Genomic DNA, 18,229 nt, shown 5'->3' with positions numbered 1-18,229 from the left:
CGCTCGCCCGATGCGGCGGGCTCGGTGATAATCGGCCGATGCGCAATCCATCCCGTTCGATCCGCCGCGTGCTCGGCGCGCTGCTCATCGTCGCCTGCCTCGGCATGGCGTATGCCGCGCCCGCCTCGCCCGTCGGCCAGAACGGCAGCCGCACCGAGCAGGCTGCCGCGAAGCAGAAGCTGGCCGACCTGCGCCGCAAGATGGAGGCGCTGGCCGCCGAACAGGCCGACACCGCGGCCAGGCGCGACAGCGTCAACGCGGAACTGGCGAAGCAGGCCAACGCCCTGGCCGCCGCGGCCAGGGCCGTGCGCGAGACCGATGCCGCGCTGGCGGCGGGACAGAAGCAGCTCGACGAGCTGCAGCAGCAACGCGACACGCTGCAACGCGAGCTGCAGCACCAGCGCGCCGCGATCGCCGACCTGCTGCGCGCCACCTACGCCCTGGGCCACGGCTCGGACCTGCGCCTGCTGCTCGGCGACGAAGACGTGGCGCAGATCGCCCGCGCGCTGGTCTACTCGCAGTATTTCCAGCGCGACCGCGTGCAGCGCGTGGAGAAACTGATGGGCGACCTGGCCCGCCTGCAGGAGCTGGAGAGCTCGATCGCCGCGCAACAGCAGGCGCTGCAGGCGACCAGGGCCGAGCGCGAAGAGCAGGCGAAGCAACTGGCCCGGCAGCGTGCGGCGCGGCAGAAGCTGGCCGCGGCAACCGATGCGAAGTACAAGGACCAGGCGCAACGCCTGGCCGCGATGAAACAGAACGCGCAATCGCTCAACCAGCTGCTCGACAAGTTGCAGAAGGCCATCGACGAGGCCGCCGCGCCGCAACGCGGCCAGCCGCCGCCGTCGCGCTCGGCGAACATCCGCGGCAAGCTGCCGTGGCCGGCCAGCGGCGCGGTAAACCCGTTCGGCAACGGCGTGCTGATCAAGGCCGCCGCCGGCAGCGAGGTGCACGCGGTGGCGCGCGGGCGGGTGGTCTACGCCGGCTTCCTGCGCGGCTACGGCATGCTGCTCATCCTCAACCACGGCAACGGCTGGATGAGCATGTACGGCAACAACGAAAGCCTGCTGCACGGCGTCGGCGACGAGGTCGAGGCCGGCGAGGCAATCGGCACCGCCAGCGCGGTCACCGGCGTCAACACCGGCGTGTACTTCGAGCTGCGCAAGGGCGGCCAGCCGGTGGACCCGGCCGGCTGGCTGCGCAAGCACGGTTGAGGCGGCAACCTCGCGCCCGGTGAATTGTTGCGCGATCCGGCGGTCCCACCTCCTGCCATACTCTGGCGGCGCCACGGCGCGCCGTCTTCCCGTCGAGCGGAGTCAACTGCATGCCTTGTTCCCACCGTCGAGCGGCCACCTGCGCGGCCTTCCTGTTGCTGCTGGCGGCTGGCGCCAGCCAGGCGCAGACCGCTCCCGCCAGCGCCGCCAGCACGAGCGAACCGGCACGCGCCGGCAGCACCGCAGCGGCGGATCCGGTGGACCTGCAGGACATCCGCAATTTCAGCCGCGTCTACGAACTGGTGCGCCAAGCCTACGTCGAGAAGGTCGACAACAAGACCCTGATGAAGGCGGCCATCACCGGCATGCTGGCCGGGCTCGACCCGCACAGCGAATACCTCGACAAGGAGGGCCTGCAGCAACTGAGCGAAGACACCTCCGGCCAGTACAGCGGCCTGGGCATCGAGGTGCTGCAGGTCGACGGCGGACTCAAGATCGTCTCGCCGATCGACGACACGCCGGCCGCGCGCGCCGGCATCAGGTCGGGCGACAGCATCGTCAAGATCAACGGCAAGCTGGTCGACCCGCAGAACGTCAACGAGATGTTCCAGCAACTGCGCGGCAAGCCAGGCAGCAGGATCACCCTCACCATCATGCACGAGGGCAGCGACAAGCTGATCGACATGCCGCTGGTGCGCGAGCTGATCTCGGTCAGCAGCGTCAGGCTGCGCGAGCTGGAGCCCGGCTATGCCTACATCCGCATCAGCCAGTTCCAGGACGACACCGCCGCCGACCTGCAGAAGAAGCTGGGCGAACTGATCGCAAAGAACGGCCCGCAGAAGGGCGCGGTGCTGGATCTGCGCAACAACCCCGGCGGCCTGCTCACTGCGGCGGTAGGCGTCAGCGACGACTTCCTCGACAGCGGCGTCATCGTGACCACGCGCGGGCGGCTGCCCGACGCCAACATGAGCTTCAGTGCGCGCCCCGGCGACCAGCTGGACGGCGCGCCGATGATCGTGCTGACCAACCACGGCACCGCCTCGGCCGCCGAGATCGTCTCCGGCGCGCTGAAGGACAACCACCGCGCGCTGACCATGGGCCAGCGCAGCTTCGGCAAGGGCGTGGTGCAGACCGTGCTGCCGCTGGACGCCGACCACGCGGTGAAGATCACCACCGCGCGCTACTACACGCCCAACGGCACCTCGATCCAGGCGGAGGGGATCAAGCCGGACATCGCGCTGGCCGACCTCGCGGTGAGCCAGGCCGACCACCCGCCGGTGCTGATCAGTTCCGAGGCGGACCTGCCCAACCACCTCGCCAACGAGAAGGCTTCGGTCAGCACCGACATCGACGACGACGGCAGCGCCGCCGACGCCAAGCTGGCCACCAGCGATTACGCCCTGGCCCAGGCGTTGAACGTGCTCAAGGGCATGGCCCTGCGCATGCCGGCGACGCGGCAACCGTGAGCCGGCGCCGGCGCGGTCGACGCGGCGTGCACGACACGGCGCGCATGCTGCGGCGATGAGCGATCCACCTGTTGCCGATGCGGGCAGGCCCCGCGTCCTGATCCTCGGCGGCGGCTTCGGCGGCTTGAGTGCCGCGCGGCGGCTGGCCGGCGCAGACGCGCAGATCACCCTGGTCGATCGCCGCAACCACCACCTGTTCCAGCCGCTGCTTTACCAGGTCGCCACCGCCAGCCTGTCTGCCACCTCGATCGCCGCGCCGCTGCGGCACATCCTGCGGCGGCAGCGCAACCTCACCGTGCTGATGGAGGAGGTGACTGCGGTCGATCTGGCCGCCCGTCGGGTGGACTGCGGCTCCCGCTGGCTCGACTACGACTGGCTGGTGATCGCCACCGGCGCCACCCACGCCTACTTCGGCCACGACGAATGGGCGCCGTTCGCGCCGGCGCTGAAGACGCTCGATGACGCGCAGTCGATTCGTCGCCGGGTGCTGCTGGCGTTCGAACAGGCCGAGCGCGAAGACGACCCGGAGCGCCGCCAGGCGTGGCTGAATTTCGTCGTGGTCGGCGGCGGTTCCACCGGCGTGGAACTGGCCGGCACGCTGATCGAACTGGCGCGGCACACGCTGCGCGGGGAGTTCCGCCATTTCGATTCGCGCAGCGCCAGCGTGCGGCTGGTCGAGGCCGGGCCGCGATTGCTGGCCGGCTATGACCCGGTGCTTTCGGACAAGGCGCGCCGCCAGCTCGAACGCCTCGGCGTGCAGGTGCACACCGGCGCGCCGGTGACGGCGATCGACGCGGCGGGGGTGAACCTCGGCGAGCGTCGCCTGCCGGCACGCACCGTGCTGTGGGCCGCGGGCGTGGCCGCCTCGTCGGTGGGTACCATGCTCGGCGCGCCGCTGGACAAGGCCGGCCGCGTACGCGTCGACGAGGATCTCGGAGTGCCTGGACACGCCGGCGTTTTCGTCATCGGCGATCTCGCCAGCGTGGTCCGGCCGGATGGCTCGCCGGTACCCGGCGTGGCGCCGGCGGCCAAGCAGATGGGCGAGTATGTGGGTGCCATGATCGCGCGCCAGCTGCATGGCGACGACCGGCCGCAGCCACCGTTCCGCTACCGCGACGCCGGCTCGCTGGCCACCATCGGCCGCATGGCAGCGGTGGCGCAGTTCGGCAAGTTGCGGCTGTCCGGGCTGCCGGCGTGGATCGTCTGGCTGCTGGTCCACATCTATTTTCTGATCGGCTTCCGCAACCGCCTGGCGGTGATGCTGGACTGGGCCTGGGCCTACTGGACGCACCAGCGCCAGGCCCGCATCGTCAGCGGTACGGCGCCGCCGCGCGACGACTGAGCCCATGCAAAACGGCCCGGTTTCCCGGGCCGTCGATGCCGTTGCCGGAACTCCGCGCAGCAAGGCCAACACCGCCGCTCGTTCCGGAAGTCCGCACATGGATGCGCGGGCTCTTGTGAGGGACTCACATTACATCGCGAACAACGCGCGCATCTTCTTCATCGCGTTGGCTTCGACCTGGCGGATGCGCTCGGCGGAGACGCCGTACTCGTCGGCCAGATCCTGCAGCGTGGCCTTGTTCCCGTCGTCCAGCCAGCGGCGCTGGATGATGTCGCGCGAGCGGGCATCCAGGTGCCCCAGCGCATCGGTCAGCGTCTGCAGCTGGTTGTCGGCCTGGTCCTCGTCGGCCACGTTCTCGTACGGGTCGGCGCCGTGGTCGATCAGGAACGCGGCGGGTGCCGGCTTGGCGTCGTCGTCGGCATCCACCGGCGCCTCGAAGCCCACGTCGCGACCGGACAGTCGGGATTCCATCTCGCGCACGGTCGCCTCGGGCACGCCGAGATCCTTCGCCACCGTGCTCACCTCGGCGGCGTTCATCCAGCCCAGGCGCTTCTTGCTCTTGCGCAGGTTGAAAAACAGCTTGCGCTGCGCCTTGGTGGTGGCGACCTTCACGATGCGCCAGTTCTTCAGGATGAATTCGTGCATCTCGGCGCGAATCCAGTGCACGGCGAAGCTGACCAGGCGCACGCCCATGTCCGGGTCGAAGCGCTTGACCGCCTTCATCAGGCCGATGTTGCCTTCCTGGATCAGGTCGGCAAGCTGCAGGCCGTAACCGGAATAGCCGCGCGCCACGTGCACCACGAAACGCAGGTGCGACATCACCAGCTTCTTGGCCGCGTCCAGGTTTTCCTGCTGCAGATAGTCGCGCGAGAGCGCCTGCTCCTCTTCCACGCTGAGCACCGGGATGCGGTGCACCGCGGAGATGTAGGCATCCAGGCTGCCGACCACGCTGGGCAAGGGGAAGTTGGCGGTCACCAGGGCTTGGGACATGGGTGAAACCTCCTGCAAGACGTCAAAGTTTAGCACTCAGGTCATTAGAGTGCTAAACCGCGCATTGGTTCGATCCGGAAGGAGTCCGGGCCTTAATGAACTGAATAGTACAGATATCTCGCCGGATTGTCCAGCCGCCTCCCCATTCCCATGCGACCAGCGGCGGCGGGGTTCAAGCCCCGCGGCCGCCGGCGCCCGCCAGTTCGGCCTGCAGGGCACTGCGGGGTGGCAGCGACCAGTCGATCGGCGGCTCGCCGCGGTCCTGCAGATAGCGGTTGGCAGCGGCGAAATGCCCGCAGCCGAGGAAGCCGCGGTGCGCCGACAGCGGCGAGGGGTGCACGCTTTTCAGCACGCAATGCTTGCGGCTGTCGATCAGTTGTCCCTTGCGCTGTGCATACGAACCCCACAGCAGGAACACCAGACCCTCGCGCTCGCGGTTCAACGCATCGATCGCCGCATCGGTGAAGCCTTCCCAGCCGCGGTTCGCGTGCGCACCGGCGTGGCCCTCTTCCACCGTCAACACGCTGTTGAGCAACAGCACGCCGCGATCGGCCCACGGCGTGAGGCAGCCGTGGTCGGGGCGCGCGATGCCGAGGTCGCGCTGGATCTCCTTGAAGATGTTCTCCAGCGACGGCGGTACCCGCACGCCGGGACGCACCGAGAAGCACAGGCCATGGGCTTGACCGGGGCCGTGATAGGGATCCTGGCCCAGGATCACCACCCGTACCGCCTCGAACGGCGTGTGCTCGAAGGCCGCGAAGATCTCCGGCCCGGGCGGATAAATGCGTTTCCCCGCCTGCTTCTCCGCGCGCAGGAATTGCGCCAGCGCCTGCATCTCGGGCCGCAGCAGGTAATCGCCGATGCGCGCTTTCCACGACGGCTCCAGCCTGACCGGATGCCCGCTCATGCGTCCTGGTCGGCCTGCTCGCGCTCGCGCAGGTGGCGCGCCACGCGCAACTGGAACAGCAGCTTGGTGATCAGCAATTTTTCCTCGACCGGCTTCTCCACCAGATCGTTGGCACCGGCGCGGATCAGCGCGGTCTGGTTGGCCGGATTCTCGTCGCCGGTCATCACCAGCACCGGCAGGCGGCCCTTGCCGTAGCCGAACACGTTGCGGATGTGCTCGAGCAGGTCGCCGCCGGTCAGCTCGCCTTTCAGGCTGACGTCGGTCAGCACCACGTCGGCGCCGATCCAGCCCAGCGCGCGGTCGGCTTCCAGCAGGGCGATCGCATCCTCCACGCTGACCACGTGGCGCACGGTCAGGCCGATCTTCTCCAGCATGCGGCGGGTGGCCAGCGCCACCACGCGGCTGTCCTCCACGTAAAGCACGCTGCCCTCGGCGCTGACCTGCGGGCTGACGTAGCCGCGGATGAACTCGGCCAGCGCCTGGAAACCCAGCGCCTTGTCGAAGTAGTCGGTGACGTGCTCGCCCAGCGAACGCCGGTACAGGCGCGCGTCCACGTCGCCGGACACCACCACGATCGGCACGTAGGCCTGCGCCGCCGATTCACGCACCACCTTGGCCAGCTCCAGCCCGTCCATGTCCGGCAGGCGCAGCGCGATGGTGACGAAGTCGAAGGCGCCCTCGCCGAGCACCTGCTGCGCCTCCGCGCCGGTGTCGCAACCGACCACCTCGACACCCGGCAGCTCCTCGTTCAGCACGCGCCCGATCAACTTGCGCACCACGCGCGAACCGTCGACCACCAGCACGCGCGGCGCCTCGGTCAGCAGACGACCGCTGATGTTTGTACTCATGCCTCACTCACCCGACTGATCCGCGATCCGTGCCGAAGAGCGCACCTCGATCCGTCGATGATGCCCGAAGCGGGGCGCCGCAGGCTGCGATTCACGTCACCGCCGCGCCGCGCCATCACGCCACCGTGCGCAGTTGCCAGGCGCTGACCAGGCGCGCGCCGAGCCAGCCCAGCAACGCGGCCGCCAGCGGCACGGCCAGCAGCAGCCAGGCCGGCAACCCGCCCACCTGCAACTGGCCATCGTACGCCGCACTCAGCCGCGCCACCGGCCGCGCCAGTGCCAGCTCGATCGCCACCGCCAGCGCGGCGGCGAGGATGCCGCTGAACAGGCCGTACCAGATTCCCGCATACAGATAAGGCCGACGCACGAACGCCTTGCCGGCGCCGACCAGCAGCAGCACGCCGATCTCCTCGCTGCGGCTGGCGATGTCCACCCGCACCGTGTTGCCCACCACCAGCAGGGCGGCCAGCGCCAGCAGCGAGGCGACGATCAGCACGATGCGATTGCCCACGTCCAGCAGCGCTTCCAGTCGCTGGCGCCAGTGGCCACTGTCCTGCACCAGCTCGACGCTGCGCATCGCGCGCACGTCGGCCACCAGTTGTTCGAGCGCCGCGGCGCTGGCGCCGTCGCGCGGCTGCAGTTGCAGCACGTAGGGCAGCGGGTTGTCGCCGAGCGCCTGCAACGCGCCGGAGAAACCTTGCATCTTCGCCAGCTCGTCCATGCCCTGCTGCGGCGTCTTGATCGCCACCGAAGCCACTTCGGCGCGCGCGCCCAGGTCGCTGGCCAGCAGCTGCGCCTGCTGCGCGCTTTGGTCCGTCTTCAGGAACACGCTGATCGCCGGGTTCCGGCCCAGCGCATCGCCCAGCCGCTGCACGTTACCCAGCAGCAGATAGAACGCCAGCGGCAAGGCCAGCGCCAGGCCCATCACGGCGATCGTCAGCACGCTGCCCAGCGGGCGCGCGGCGAGGCGGCGCAGGCTCGCCGCGGCGCTCCAGCCATGGTGCTCGCGCCAGCTGGCGAAGCGCCGGCCGCGGCTGTGTTCGTTGCGCGCCGGCGAGTCGGCGGGCGCGGCGTGCTGCTCGGGTGTCCTGTTCACAACACCTCCTGCGCGGCCAGGTCGGCCACCAGCCGGCCGTGATCGAGCACGATCACGCGTTTCTTCATGCGCTTGATCAGCGGCAGGTCGTGGCTGGCCACCAGCACGGTGGTGCCGACCTGCTGGAATTCGGCAAACAGCGCCATGATCTCCAGCGCCAGCTGCGGGTCGAGATTGCCGGTGGGCTCGTCGGCGATCAGCAGTGCCGGCCGCGCCACGATCGCGCGGGCGATGCCCACGCGCTGCTGCTCGCCGGCAGACAGCGTGGCCGGCAGCTGCCGTTCGTAGGCAAGCAGGCCGACCTTTTCCAGCGCCGCGCGCACGCGGCGGGCGCGCTCGGCACGCGCCACCGCGCCGATCACCAGCGGCAGCTCCACGTTGGCGAACACCGTGCGGTCCATCAGCAGCCGATGGTCCTGGAACACCATGCCGACCCGCCGGCGCCATTTCGGCACGCCGCTGGCGCGGATCTTCGACAGCTTCTTGCCGTCCATGCTGATCGAGCCGTGCGACGGGCGCTCGATCAGCCCGAGCAGCTTGAGCAAGGTGCTCTTGCCGGCGCCGGAGTGGCCGGTGACGAACGCCATCTCGCCGTCGGGCACCTCGAAGGACAGCTGCGACAGCGCCTCGTGTCCTCCTTCGTAGCGTTTGCTGACTTGATCGAACTGGATCACCGCCGCTCCCCGCGCCTGGATGTGGTCATGCCAACCCCAAGGATAAGGGAAGCCGGCAACCAGGTGCGGCCGCCGGCGTCGCCGAATGCGTCTCGTCGACGCCGCGCGAGGGTCGGCGGCATCGATGCGGAGCGTGCGCGGTTACTTGCCGGTGAACAGCCGAGTCAGCCGACGGAACAGGCCGGGCTTGTCCGGATGCGCATGCACGACAGGCTTGCCGGAGGTCACCGCCACCTGGCGCGACGGGCGGGCGTGGTGGACGGCAGCGGAGGCTTCGCCCGCCGTGCGTTCGCGCGGCGGACGGCGTTCGCCGCGACCGCCGTGGTGACCCGAAGGCGCTGCCTGCGTCGGCGTGGTCGCCTCGGCGCCGGCGACCGGCGCACCATCGCGGCGGCGGTTGCGTCCGCCGCGACGGCGACGCGGCTTGCGTGTGCCTTCGGCGTTGTCGGTGGCTGCTGCGGTGTCGGCGACCGGTGCTGCCGCGGCCGGCGCTTCCGCCACGGCCGGCTTGTGCTCGCGCCGCGGCCTCGATGCGCCGCGCTCGCCGTCACGGCCACCATGGCGACTGCCGCCGGCACGCCGCGGCTTCTCGCCGGGCCGCGGCGCGACCACGTCGCCGAACGCCGCGCTGTCGGCCGCCGCGTTCGCGGCAAACTCGGCGTCGACGGCGTGCGGCTTGGGCATCACCAGCCAGGCGGGGTCGATCGACGCCACCGGAATGCTCTGGCCGATATAGGCCTCGATGTCCGGCAGGCTCATCGCATACAGGTCGCAGGCGAAGCTGATCGCGTCGCCCTCGGCGCCGAGCCGCGCGGTGCGGCCGATGCGGTGCACGTAATCCTCGGCTTCGTGCGGCAGGTCGTAGTTGAACACGTGGCTGACGTGCGGGATGTGCAGGCCGCGCGCGGCCACGTCGGTGGCCACCAGGATGTCGAGCTGGCCATCCTGGAAACGCTGCAGCAGCTTCTGCCGCTTCAGCTGCGGCACGTCGCCGGAGATCGCGCCGACGCGGCAACCATGGCGCTTCACGCGCTCGGTGACACGCTCGGCGGCGGCCTTGGTGTTGACGAAGATGATGCTGCGCGTGGGCTTGTGCTGGTCGATCAGGTTGAGCAGCAGCGGCATCTTCTCTTCCTTGGCCGGGAAGTAGACGACCTGGCGCACCTTGTCGGCGGTGACGTGATCGCTCTCCACCACCAGCTTCTCGGCCTCGTGCATGTGCTCGTAGGCCAGCTCCAGCACGCGGTGGCTCAGGGTGGCGGAGAACAGCAGCACCTGGCGCTGCTCGCGCGGCGGCAACCGGCGGAAGATGAAGCGCACGTCCTTGATGAAGCCGAGGTCGAACATGCGGTCGGCCTCGTCGATCACCATCACCTCGACGCTGTTGAGGCTGAACACGCCCTGCTTGTGGTAGTCGAGCATGCGGCCCGGCGTGGCGATGATGATGTCGCAGCCGTCCTTCAGCTGCTGGCGCTGCTTGTCGTAGTCGACGCCGCCGTAGATCAGCGCGGTCTTCAGGCCGGTGTGGCGGCCGATCGCCTGGGCATCCTTGTCGATCTGGATGGCCAGCTCGCGGGTCGGCGCGATGATCAGGGCGCGCGGGTCCGAATCCTTGCGGTCGGCCACGGCCGGGGTGGTCAGCAAGCGGTTCATCAGCGCGACCAGGAAGGCGCAGGTCTTGCCGGTACCGGTCTGCGCCTGGCCGGCGACGTCGCGGCCGGCCAGTGCCGGCGCCAGGGTCATTTCCTGGATCGGCGTGCAGCGGGTGAAACCGCTGTCGTCCAGGCCCTGCTGCAGCAGCGGATGAAGATCGAAGTTGGTGAAAAAGGTATCGGTGAGTACGGTTTGGGACATATGGGGAACTTGGGAACCTTGCCTTGGGCGGCGTAATGCGCTGCACCCGTCTCGGCGGCCGCTGATCGGCGCGAAACGGTGCAGGACGGGTGCGCGTGGCGCAGTGAAGCGTGCAATCCCGGGGTCGACAAGGTCGCGCCGCGGCGTGCGACGCCGGTTTTGACGGCGGCCCGAAGCGGTCTGCAAGGACCGCTCTTGAATCGTGCCCGGGGTTGCGCTGGAATGGACGCTGGCCGTGCCGGCCCGCCTCCCTCTCAGCCCAACCCATGCTTCGTGGGCGCCTGAGTGTAGCCGATGACGCCACTCCTTGTATTGTGGCCCCGGCCACCCCATTGTTTTCTGCCCGCAGTTTTTGCGTACCCCCCAGCCACGGAGATCCCCGGTGAGCGACCTGATTACCCACGTGAACGACGACGCCTTCGAACAGCAGGTGCTCAAATCCGAAACCCCCGTGCTGCTGGATTTCTGGGCCGAATGGTGCGGCCCGTGCAAGGCCATCGCGCCGATGCTGGACGAGCTGGCCCAGCAGTACGAAGGCAAGTTGCGCGTGGTCAAGGTCAACATCGACCAGAACCAGCAGACCCCGCGCACCTACGGCGTGCGCGGCATCCCGACCCTGATGGTGTTCAAGAACGGCAAGGTCGAGGCGACCCAGATCGGCGCCGTCAGCAAGGGCCAGCTGACCCAGATGATCGACAAGGCCATCTGACTTTCCTGCAAGCCACCCGCCCGTCGCAGCCTGCCCGACTTCGTCCGGCAGGCCTGCCCCGCTTTACGCCGCCCCATCGCGGGTGCTAGATTGAACTGCGTCCGTCGGGACAGTCCTGTCCCCTTGCGCCCTCCGCGCGACGCACACCCTCCCTCCTGCAACTCAACGGCGCCCCGCGAGGATTGCCCGTGTCCGATACCGATAACCAGACTCCGCCCGAAACCCGGGGCGCCGATGCCAGCACCGTGAACGAAGGCAAGCCCGAGCCCCGTGCCCGCGCGCCGCGCCGGGCCGCTGCGAAATCCGCTGCGACCACCGACGACGGCGCCAGCGCCAAGGCCGTCGCGGCCGACAAGGCGCCCGCCAGCGAACAGCCGGCACCCACCGCACCGGCTCCGGCGCCTGCCCCGGCGATGACGGAAGCGGCGGCCCCACCGGCCGGCGCACCGGCGAACCCGGAATCCGCCGCCAACCCCAATGCCAACCCGAACCAGGGCCAGAACCAGGGCCAGGGTTCCAACCAGGGCCAGAACGGCCCCCGTGAAGGTCGCGAGGGCCGCGGCCGGCGCCGCCGCAATGAGCGCGGCGAGCGCAACAACCAGCAGCGCCCGCAGGGCGAGCGCCACCAGCGCCCGAACCCGAACGGCCTGCCGATGGACGACGACAATGCCGATCCGGGCAGCGACACCCGCCTGATCAACCTCACCGAGCTCAAGCGCATGAAAGCGCCGCAGCTGCTGGAGTTCGCCGAGTCGCTGGGCCTGCACGAAGGCATCGCCCGCGCCCGCAAGCAGGACGTGATCTTCAACGTGCTCAAGGCGCACGCCCGCTCCGGCGGCGGCATCTGGGCCGAAGGCGTGCTGGAAATCCTGCAGGACGGCTTCGGCTTCATGCGCTCGGCCGACGAGAGCTACCTGGCCGGCCCCGACGACATCTACGTCAGCCCCAGCCAGATCCGCCGCTTCAACCTGCGCACCGGCGACTACATCACCGGCCGCGTGCGGCATCCGAAGGAGGGCGAGCGCTACTTCGCCATGCTTCGCGTGGAGACGATCAACGGCGACCCGCCGGAAGCCTCCAAGAACAAGATGCTGTTCGAGAACCTCACCCCGCTGTTCCCGCGCAAGGCGTTCAAGCTGGAACGCGGCAACGGTTCCAGCGAGGACATCACCGGCCGCATCCTCGACCTGATCGCGCCGATCGGCAAGGGCCAGCGCGGCCTGATCGTGTCGCAGCCGAAGTCCGGCAAGACGATGATGTTGCAGAACGTCGCCCAGGCGATCACCTACAACCATCCCGAAGCGCACGTGATGATCCTGCTGGTCGACGAGCGGCCGGAGGAAGTCACCGAGATCGCCCGCACCGTGCGCGCCGAGGTGATCAGCTCGACCTTCGACGAGCCGGCCGTGCGCCACGTGCAGGTCGCCGAGATGGTGATCGAGCGCGCCAAGCGCCTGGTCGAGCACAAGAAGGACGTGGTGATCCTGCTCGACTCGATCACCCGCCTCGCCCGCGCCTACAACACCGTGGTGCCCAGCTCCGGCAAGGTGCTCACCGGCGGCGTGGACGCCAACGCGCTGCAGCGCCCGAAGCGCTTCTTCGGCGCCGCGCGCAACGTCGAGGAAGGCGGCTCGCTGACCATCATCGCCACCGCGCTGATCGAAACCGGCTCCAAGATGGACGAGGTGATCTACGAGGAGTTCAAGGGCACCGGCAACATGGAAGTGCACCTGTCCCGCCGCATCTCCGAGAAGCGCGTCTACCCGGCCATCGACATCAACCGCTCCGGCACCCGCCGCGAGGACCTGCTGATCGATCCGGATCTGCTGGCCAAGATCTGGATCCTGCGCAAGCTGCTGCACCCGATGGACGAGCTGGCCGCGATGGAGTTCATGCTCGACAAGATGAAGAACACCAAGTCCAACGACGAGTTCTTCAACTCGATGAAGCGCTGACAGGAGGGAATCGGGAATCGCGGAATGCGGCGATTCCGCCCGGCAATGGAACGAATGGAACGGCGGCCACAGGCCGCCGTTTTTCCTCCTGTGCCCATCTGATCCAGCTCAAGGCGGCACCGGGGCGATGCTGCTCCAATGCAGCTCCGACCCCGCATCCCACGACACCCCTTTTCGTCGCCTTGCGCCGCCCCCATAGTGTCGGCTCCTCCAGCGAGGCTTCACCCGTGTCCATACCCAGCGCCGTCAAGAGCATCCCGATCGCGGGGCGCCAGCAGCTCGCCGATTACCTGGCGGCTGGCGAGAAGCCACGCGAGGCCTGGCGCATCGGCACCGAGCACGAGAAGTTCGGTTTTCGCACCGACGACCTGCGCCCACCCACCTTCGAAGGCGATCGCGGCATCAAGGTACTGCTGGAGACCCTGGCCACCCGCTACGGCTGGGACGTGGCGCGCGAAGGCGAGAACCCGGTGGCGCTGTCGCGCAATGGCGCCTCCATCACGCTGGAACCGGCCGGGCAACTGGAGCTCTCCGGCGCCATGCTGGAGACCATCCACCAGACCTGCGCCGAGGTGAACTCGCACCTGAAGGACGTGCGCTCGGTCGCCGACGGCATGGGGCTGGGCTTCCTCGGCATGGGCTTCCAGCCGAAGTGGCGCCGCGACGAGATGCCGTGGATGCCCAAGGGCCGCTACAAGATCATGCGCGAATACATGCCCAAGGTCGGCTCGCTGGGCCTGGACATGATGACGCGCACCTGCACCGTGCAGGTGAACCTGGATTTCTCGTCCGAAGCGGACATGGTGAAGAAGTTCCGCACCAGCCTGGCGTTGCAGCCGATCGCCACCGCGCTGTTCGCCGATTCGCCGTTCACCGAGGGACGTCCGAACGGCTATCTGTCGTATCGCTCGCACATCTGGACCGATACCGATGCGGATCGCACCGGCATGCTCGACTTCGTCTTCGCCGACGGCTTCGGCTACGAGCGCTACGTCGACTACATCCTCGGCGTGCCGATGTACTTCAGCCTGCAGAACGGCCAGTACCTCGACCTCGCCGGGCAGGACTTCAAGAAGTTCATGGCCGGCGAGCTGCCCGCGCTGCCGGGCGTTCACGCCACCATGAAGGACTTCGCCGACCACCTCACCACTGCCTTCCCCGAGGTGCGCCTGAAGCAGTACCTGGAGATGCGCGGCGCCGACGGCGGCCCGTGGAACCGGCTGTGTGCCCTGCCCGCGTTTTGGGTCGGCCTGCTGTACGACCAGCAGGCGCTGGACGCGGCCTGGGACCTGGTCAAGGATTTCAGCACCGCCGAGCGCCACGCCCTGCGCGACGGCGTGCCGAAGCACGCGCTGAAACTGCCGTTCCGCGGCGGCAGCGTGCGCGACCTTGCCGAGCAGGCCCTGCAGATCGCCGCCCACGGCCTCAAGCGCCGCGCCCGCCTCAACCGCAATGGCGCCGACGAGAGCATCTTCCTCGAACCCCTGCTCGAAATCGTGCAGGCCAACCAGACCCCGGCCGAGCGCAAGCTCGAACTGTTCCACGGCGCGTGGGGCGGCAGCGTGGATCCGGTGTTCCGGGAGTTCGCGTACTGAGCAGCACCCCCAGCAGCCGACCATGACGACGTGACGGGCATGGCATCATCCGCGCATGCAAACCTATCTGGTCGGCGGCGCGGTGCGCGACAAATTGCTGGGGCGGGCGGCGGGCGACCGCGACTACGTGGTGGTCGGCGCGCTGCCCGAGGACCTGCTGGCGCGCGGCTATCGGCCGGTGGGCAAGGATTTCCCGGTGTTCCTGCACCCGGAGACGGGCGAGGAATATGCGCTGGCGCGCACCGAGCGCAAGAGCGGGCGCGGTTATCACGGCTTCGTGTTCCAGGCCGATGCGAGCGTGACGCTGGAGCAGGACCTGGCGCGGCGCGACCTCACCATCAACGCGATTGCCGAGGATGCGCACGGCGTGCTGACCGACCCGTTCGGCGGCGTGCGCGACATCGCCGCGCGGGTGCTGCGGCATGTATCGCCGGCCTTCGCCGAAGATCCGGTGCGCGTGTTGCGGATGGCGCGCTTCGCGGCGCGCTTCGCTCCGCTGGGTTTCACGGTGGCGCCGGAGACGATGGCGCTGATGCTGCAGATGGTGCGCGACGGCGAGGTCGATCACCTGGTGCCGGAGCGGGTCTGGGCGGAGACGCGCAAGGCACTGGGCGAGGCGCAGCCCGCGGCGTTCCTGCGCGTGCTGCGCGCCTGCGGTGCGCTGGCGGTGCTGTTTCCCGAGGTCGACGCGCTGTACGGCGTGCCGCAGCGCGCCGAGTTCCACCCGGAAATCGACAGCGGCGTTCACCTGGAACTGGTGCTGGACCAGTCCGCACAGCTGGCGCCGGGCGACGACCTGGTCGCCTTCTGTGCGCTGACCCATGACCTGGGCAAGGCGCTGACCCCGGCGCACGAACTGCCGCGCCACATCGGCCACGAGCAGCGCGGCGTGAAACCGTTACGCGCGCTGGCCGCAAGGCTGAAGGTACCCACCGAACATGCCGCGCTGGCAGAGCTGGTTTGCCGGGAGCACCTGAATGCGCACCGCGCCTTCGAGCTCAAGCCAGCCACGGTGCTGAAGCTGCTGACGTCGCTGGATGCGCTGCGGCGCCCGGCACGACTGGATACCTTCCTCGCCGCCTGCATGGCGGACAAACGCGGCCGCACGGGACACGCGCTCGATGTCTACCCGCAGGCCGGCTATCTGCGCGCCTGCCGTGCGGCCGCCGCGGCGATCGACGCGGCCAGCTTCGTTGCCGCCGGGCTGACCGGCCCGGCGATCGGCCAGGCAATGATGTCGGCACGCATCGACGCGATTGCCGCGGTGAAGGCAAAGCATCCGCAAAGCTGATCCGCGGTATAAAGAGCGGATTGCCGATCGGGGGATCGGCCAACCCGCTGGAGTCATCCGTGTCCGACCTGTTCACCACGCCTTCGCCGCTGCGTCTGCGCTTCCGACCGCTGTGGTGGTTGGGCATCACCTACCTGGCGATCAGCTTCGTCACCCGCGTGGTGCTGCTGGTGATGTCCGGCAGCAACGTGCCGCACACGCCGCGGAATCTGCTCTACGCGTTCGGCATGGGGCTGGGCTACGACCTGGTGACCTTCGTTTACCTGGCCTGGCCGATGGTGCTGCTGCTGTGGCTGGTGCCGACCCGCTCGGGCCGCACGCCGCCGCTGCTGCGCTGGCTGCTGTATGCGTTCTGCGTGGCGCTCGCCTGCGTGCTGTGTGTCGGCGCCCTGCACCTGATCTACCACGCCAGCCTCAAGGTGACCTGGCCGGCGATCCTGCCGTTCCTGTTCGTGCTGCCGCTGGCGGGGTTCACCTACACCTCGCGCGTCGGCCAGTGGGTGGTGTACGGCTTCGGGCTGCTGCTGGTCTACGGCCTGTTGTTCATCGCCGCGTCCGAACTCGTGTTCTGGAACGAGTTCAGCGTGCGCTTCAACTTCATCGCGGTGGACTATCTGGTCTACACCACCGAGGTGATCGGCAACATCCGGGAGTCCTACCCGATCTGGCGCTGGCTGGCGCTGCTGGTGGTGCTGGCGCTGGTGATCTTCTTCGTCGGCCGCCGTGGCCTGCGCGCGCGCGACAGCGGCAGCCGGGTGTGGCAGCGCGGCAAGCTGGTGCTGCTGTGGCTGGCACTGACGGTGGTCTCCGTGTTCGCCGTCAACGGCGGCATGAAGGATCGCACCGGCAACACCTACGTCGACGAACTGGCCGGCAACGGCATCTACCAGTTCTTCGCCGCGTTCCGCTCCTCGCATCTGGACTACGCCAAGTTCTACCGCACCCTGCCCGACGACCAGGCCTATGCGCGACTGCGCCAACTGCTGCAGACGCCGGATGCCACCTTCATCAGCGACGACCCGCGCGACCTCACCCGCGCGATCCGCCACGCGGGGCCGGAGAAGCACCTCAACGTGGTGCTGATCAGCGTGGAAAGCCTGTCCGGCGATTACCTGGGCACGTTCGGCAACCGGGAGCAACTCACCCCGTACCTTGATTCGCTGGTCGACCACAGCGTGTTCTTCGACAACCTCTACGCCAACGGCACGCGCACGGTGCGCGGGCTGGAGGCGCTGGCGCTGTCCGTGCCGCCGACGCCGGGCGATTCGCTGATCCGCGAGCACGACAACGAGGACCTGTTCTCGCTGGCGAGCATCTTCAACGATCGCGGCTACCAGTCGGACTTCGTCTACGGCGGCTACGGCCAGTTCGACAACATGAACTACTTCTTCGGCCACAACGGCTACCGCGACGTGGATCGGCGCGACATCCCCAAGGACGCCACCATCCACGGCCAGAACGTATGGGGCGTGGCCGACGAGGATCTGTACACGCTGGCGCTGGGCCAGATGGACGAGATCCACGCGCAGGGCAAGCCGTTCTTCCTGCACATCATGACCACCTCCAACCACCGGCCGTACACCTTCCCCGACAACCGGGTGAAGTTTCCCAACCAGTCACGCGCCGGCGCGGTGGCCTACACCGACTGGGCGATCGGCGATTTCATCAAACGTGCGCGCGCCAAGCCGTATTTCGACGACACCGTGTTCGTGATCACCGCCGATCACTGTGCCTCCAGTGCGGGCAAGACCAGCCTGCCGATCAACCGCTACCACATCCCGCTGTGGATCTACGCGCCGGCACACTTCAAGCCCGAACGCGTGCAGCGGCTGATGGGCCAGCTGGACATCCCGCCGACCCTGCTGGGCATGCTCAATTTCAGCTACCGCACGCGCTTCTTCGGCCACGACCTGTTCGCGCTGCCGCCGGAACGTGAACACGCTTTCCCCGGCACCTACGAAAAGCTCGGCTATCTGCAGGACGACGTGCTCACCATCCTGGAACCGCGGCGCCGGCTGGAACAGCTCAAGCCGGACTACGCTACCGGCGACGCCACGCCGGCACAGCCGCTGCGGCAATCGCTGATCGACGACGCGGTGGCGTATTACCAGGTGGCCAGCGAGCAGTTCGCCAGCGGCGCGATGCGGCGGCGGCCGGAGGATTCGACGAAGGTGGAGCCGCTGCCGGCGCCGGCCGCCTCCGTGCCTGCGCCTGCTGCGTCGGTGCCCGCGCCGGCCACATCGGCGCCGGCGCCGGCCACATCGACGGCCGCCGCGCAAGTCACGGGCTAG

At 68.7% G+C, this 18,229-nt stretch carries 13 protein-coding genes and 1 pseudogene; 8 read left to right on the top strand and 6 right to left on the bottom strand.

Translation table 11 applies throughout. From position 1 onward, the window contains the following. Positions 1 to 38 precede the first annotated feature (38 nt). From B1991_RS07375 to B1991_RS07365, 3 genes are all read left to right on the top strand, one after another. Positions 39 to 1,211 (top strand): murein hydrolase activator EnvC family protein, encoded by a 1,173-nt coding sequence (locus tag B1991_RS07375; protein WP_136258077.1) that lies wholly within the window; start codon positions 39 to 41, stop codon positions 1,209 to 1,211. A gap of 110 nt (positions 1,212 to 1,321) precedes the next feature. Then, a complete protein-coding gene (locus B1991_RS07370; protein ID WP_136258076.1) occupies positions 1,322 to 2,677 on the top strand; it encodes a S41 family peptidase in 1,356 nt (451 codons plus the stop codon). A 55-nt stretch (positions 2,678 to 2,732) separates the two neighbouring features. Then, on the top strand, positions 2,733 to 4,019 hold the full coding sequence (locus B1991_RS07365) for an NAD(P)/FAD-dependent oxidoreductase (protein WP_136258075.1): 1,287 nt from the start codon (positions 2,733 to 2,735) through the stop codon (positions 4,017 to 4,019). 129 nt (positions 4,020 to 4,148) lie between these two features. Here the strand turns inward: B1991_RS07365 and rpoH are convergent, their stop codons facing one another. The 6 genes and pseudogenes from rpoH to B1991_RS07335 all read right to left on the bottom strand — a co-directional run bounded on the left by rpoH (position 4,149) and on the right by B1991_RS07335 (position 10,388). After that, positions 4,149 to 5,009 (bottom strand): RNA polymerase sigma factor RpoH, encoded by an 861-nt coding sequence (gene rpoH / locus B1991_RS07360; protein ID WP_136258074.1) that lies wholly within the window; start codon positions 5,007 to 5,009, stop codon positions 4,149 to 4,151. Between the two features lie 172 nt (positions 5,010 to 5,181). Continuing rightward, on the bottom strand, positions 5,182 to 5,916 hold the full coding sequence (gene ung / locus B1991_RS07355; RefSeq protein ID WP_136258073.1) for a uracil-DNA glycosylase: 735 nt from the start codon (positions 5,914 to 5,916) through the stop codon (positions 5,182 to 5,184). After that, positions 5,913 to 6,764, bottom strand: coding sequence for a response regulator (locus B1991_RS07350; RefSeq protein ID WP_136258072.1), 852 nt, complete (start codon positions 6,762 to 6,764; stop codon positions 5,913 to 5,915). The genes ung and B1991_RS07350 overlap by 4 nt, the downstream gene beginning before the upstream one ends. 115 nt (positions 6,765 to 6,879) lie before the next feature. Next, positions 6,880 to 7,860 (bottom strand): permease-like cell division protein FtsX, encoded by a 981-nt coding sequence (ftsX, locus tag B1991_RS07345; protein ID WP_136258071.1) that lies wholly within the window; start codon positions 7,858 to 7,860, stop codon positions 6,880 to 6,882. After that, complete coding sequence (gene ftsE / locus B1991_RS07340) at positions 7,857 to 8,534, bottom strand: cell division ATP-binding protein FtsE (protein ID WP_136258070.1); 678 nt, start codon at positions 8,532 to 8,534, stop codon at positions 7,857 to 7,859. The genes ftsX and ftsE overlap by 4 nt, the downstream gene beginning before the upstream one ends. 224 nt (positions 8,535 to 8,758) lie before the next feature. Continuing rightward, positions 8,759 to 10,388, bottom strand: a pseudogene (locus B1991_RS07335) (DEAD/DEAH box helicase). 382 nt (positions 10,389 to 10,770) lie between these two features. Between B1991_RS07335 and trxA the strand changes: the two are divergent. The 5 genes from trxA to B1991_RS07310 all read left to right on the top strand — a co-directional run bounded on the left by trxA (position 10,771) and on the right by B1991_RS07310 (position 18,229). After that, positions 10,771 to 11,097, top strand: a complete 327-nt coding sequence (gene trxA, locus B1991_RS07330; protein ID WP_136258068.1) for a thioredoxin TrxA — start codon at positions 10,771 to 10,773, stop codon at positions 11,095 to 11,097. Between the two features lie 188 nt (positions 11,098 to 11,285). Continuing rightward, positions 11,286 to 13,052, top strand: a complete 1,767-nt coding sequence (gene rho, locus B1991_RS07325; RefSeq protein ID WP_136258067.1) for a transcription termination factor Rho — start codon at positions 11,286 to 11,288, stop codon at positions 13,050 to 13,052. Positions 13,053 to 13,279: 227 nt separating this feature from the next. Further along, positions 13,280 to 14,647: a glutamate--cysteine ligase gene (locus tag B1991_RS07320; RefSeq protein WP_136258066.1), complete on the top strand. Its 1,368-nt coding sequence runs from the start codon at positions 13,280 to 13,282 to the stop codon at positions 14,645 to 14,647. Between the two features lie 55 nt (positions 14,648 to 14,702). After that, the gene (locus B1991_RS07315; protein WP_136258065.1) at positions 14,703 to 15,938 is read left to right on the top strand and encodes a multifunctional CCA addition/repair protein; all 1,236 of its coding nucleotides are present in this window, start codon (positions 14,703 to 14,705) and stop codon (positions 15,936 to 15,938) included. Between the two features lie 59 nt (positions 15,939 to 15,997). Then, entirely contained in the window at positions 15,998 to 18,229 is a 2,232-nt protein-coding gene (locus tag B1991_RS07310; RefSeq protein WP_246031089.1) for an LTA synthase family protein, read from the top strand.

This window comes from Rhodanobacter lindaniclasticus (assembly GCF_004799035.1).
Lineage (GTDB): Bacteria > Pseudomonadota > Gammaproteobacteria > Xanthomonadales > Rhodanobacteraceae > Rhodanobacter > Rhodanobacter lindaniclasticus.
Note: the sequence above shows the minus strand (reverse complement) of the source record. Positions and strands in the feature narration are given on the sequence as shown.

Coding starts and splice junctions, on each gene's coding strand:
- B1991_RS07375 (WP_136258077.1), top strand. CDS start 39: ATGCGCAATCCATCCCGTTCGATCCGCCGCGTGCTCGGCGCGCTGCTC.
- B1991_RS07370 (WP_136258076.1), top strand. CDS start 1,322: ATGCCTTGTTCCCACCGTCGAGCGGCCACCTGCGCGGCCTTCCTGTTG.
- B1991_RS07365 (WP_136258075.1), top strand. CDS start 2,733: ATGAGCGATCCACCTGTTGCCGATGCGGGCAGGCCCCGCGTCCTGATC.
- rpoH (WP_136258074.1), bottom strand. CDS start 5,009: ATGTCCCAAGCCCTGGTGACCGCCAACTTCCCCTTGCCCAGCGTGGTC.
- ung (WP_136258073.1), bottom strand. CDS start 5,916: ATGAGCGGGCATCCGGTCAGGCTGGAGCCGTCGTGGAAAGCGCGCATC.
- B1991_RS07350 (WP_136258072.1), bottom strand. CDS start 6,764: ATGAGTACAAACATCAGCGGTCGTCTGCTGACCGAGGCGCCGCGCGTG.
- B1991_RS07315 (WP_136258065.1), top strand. CDS start 14,703: ATGCAAACCTATCTGGTCGGCGGCGCGGTGCGCGACAAATTGCTGGGG.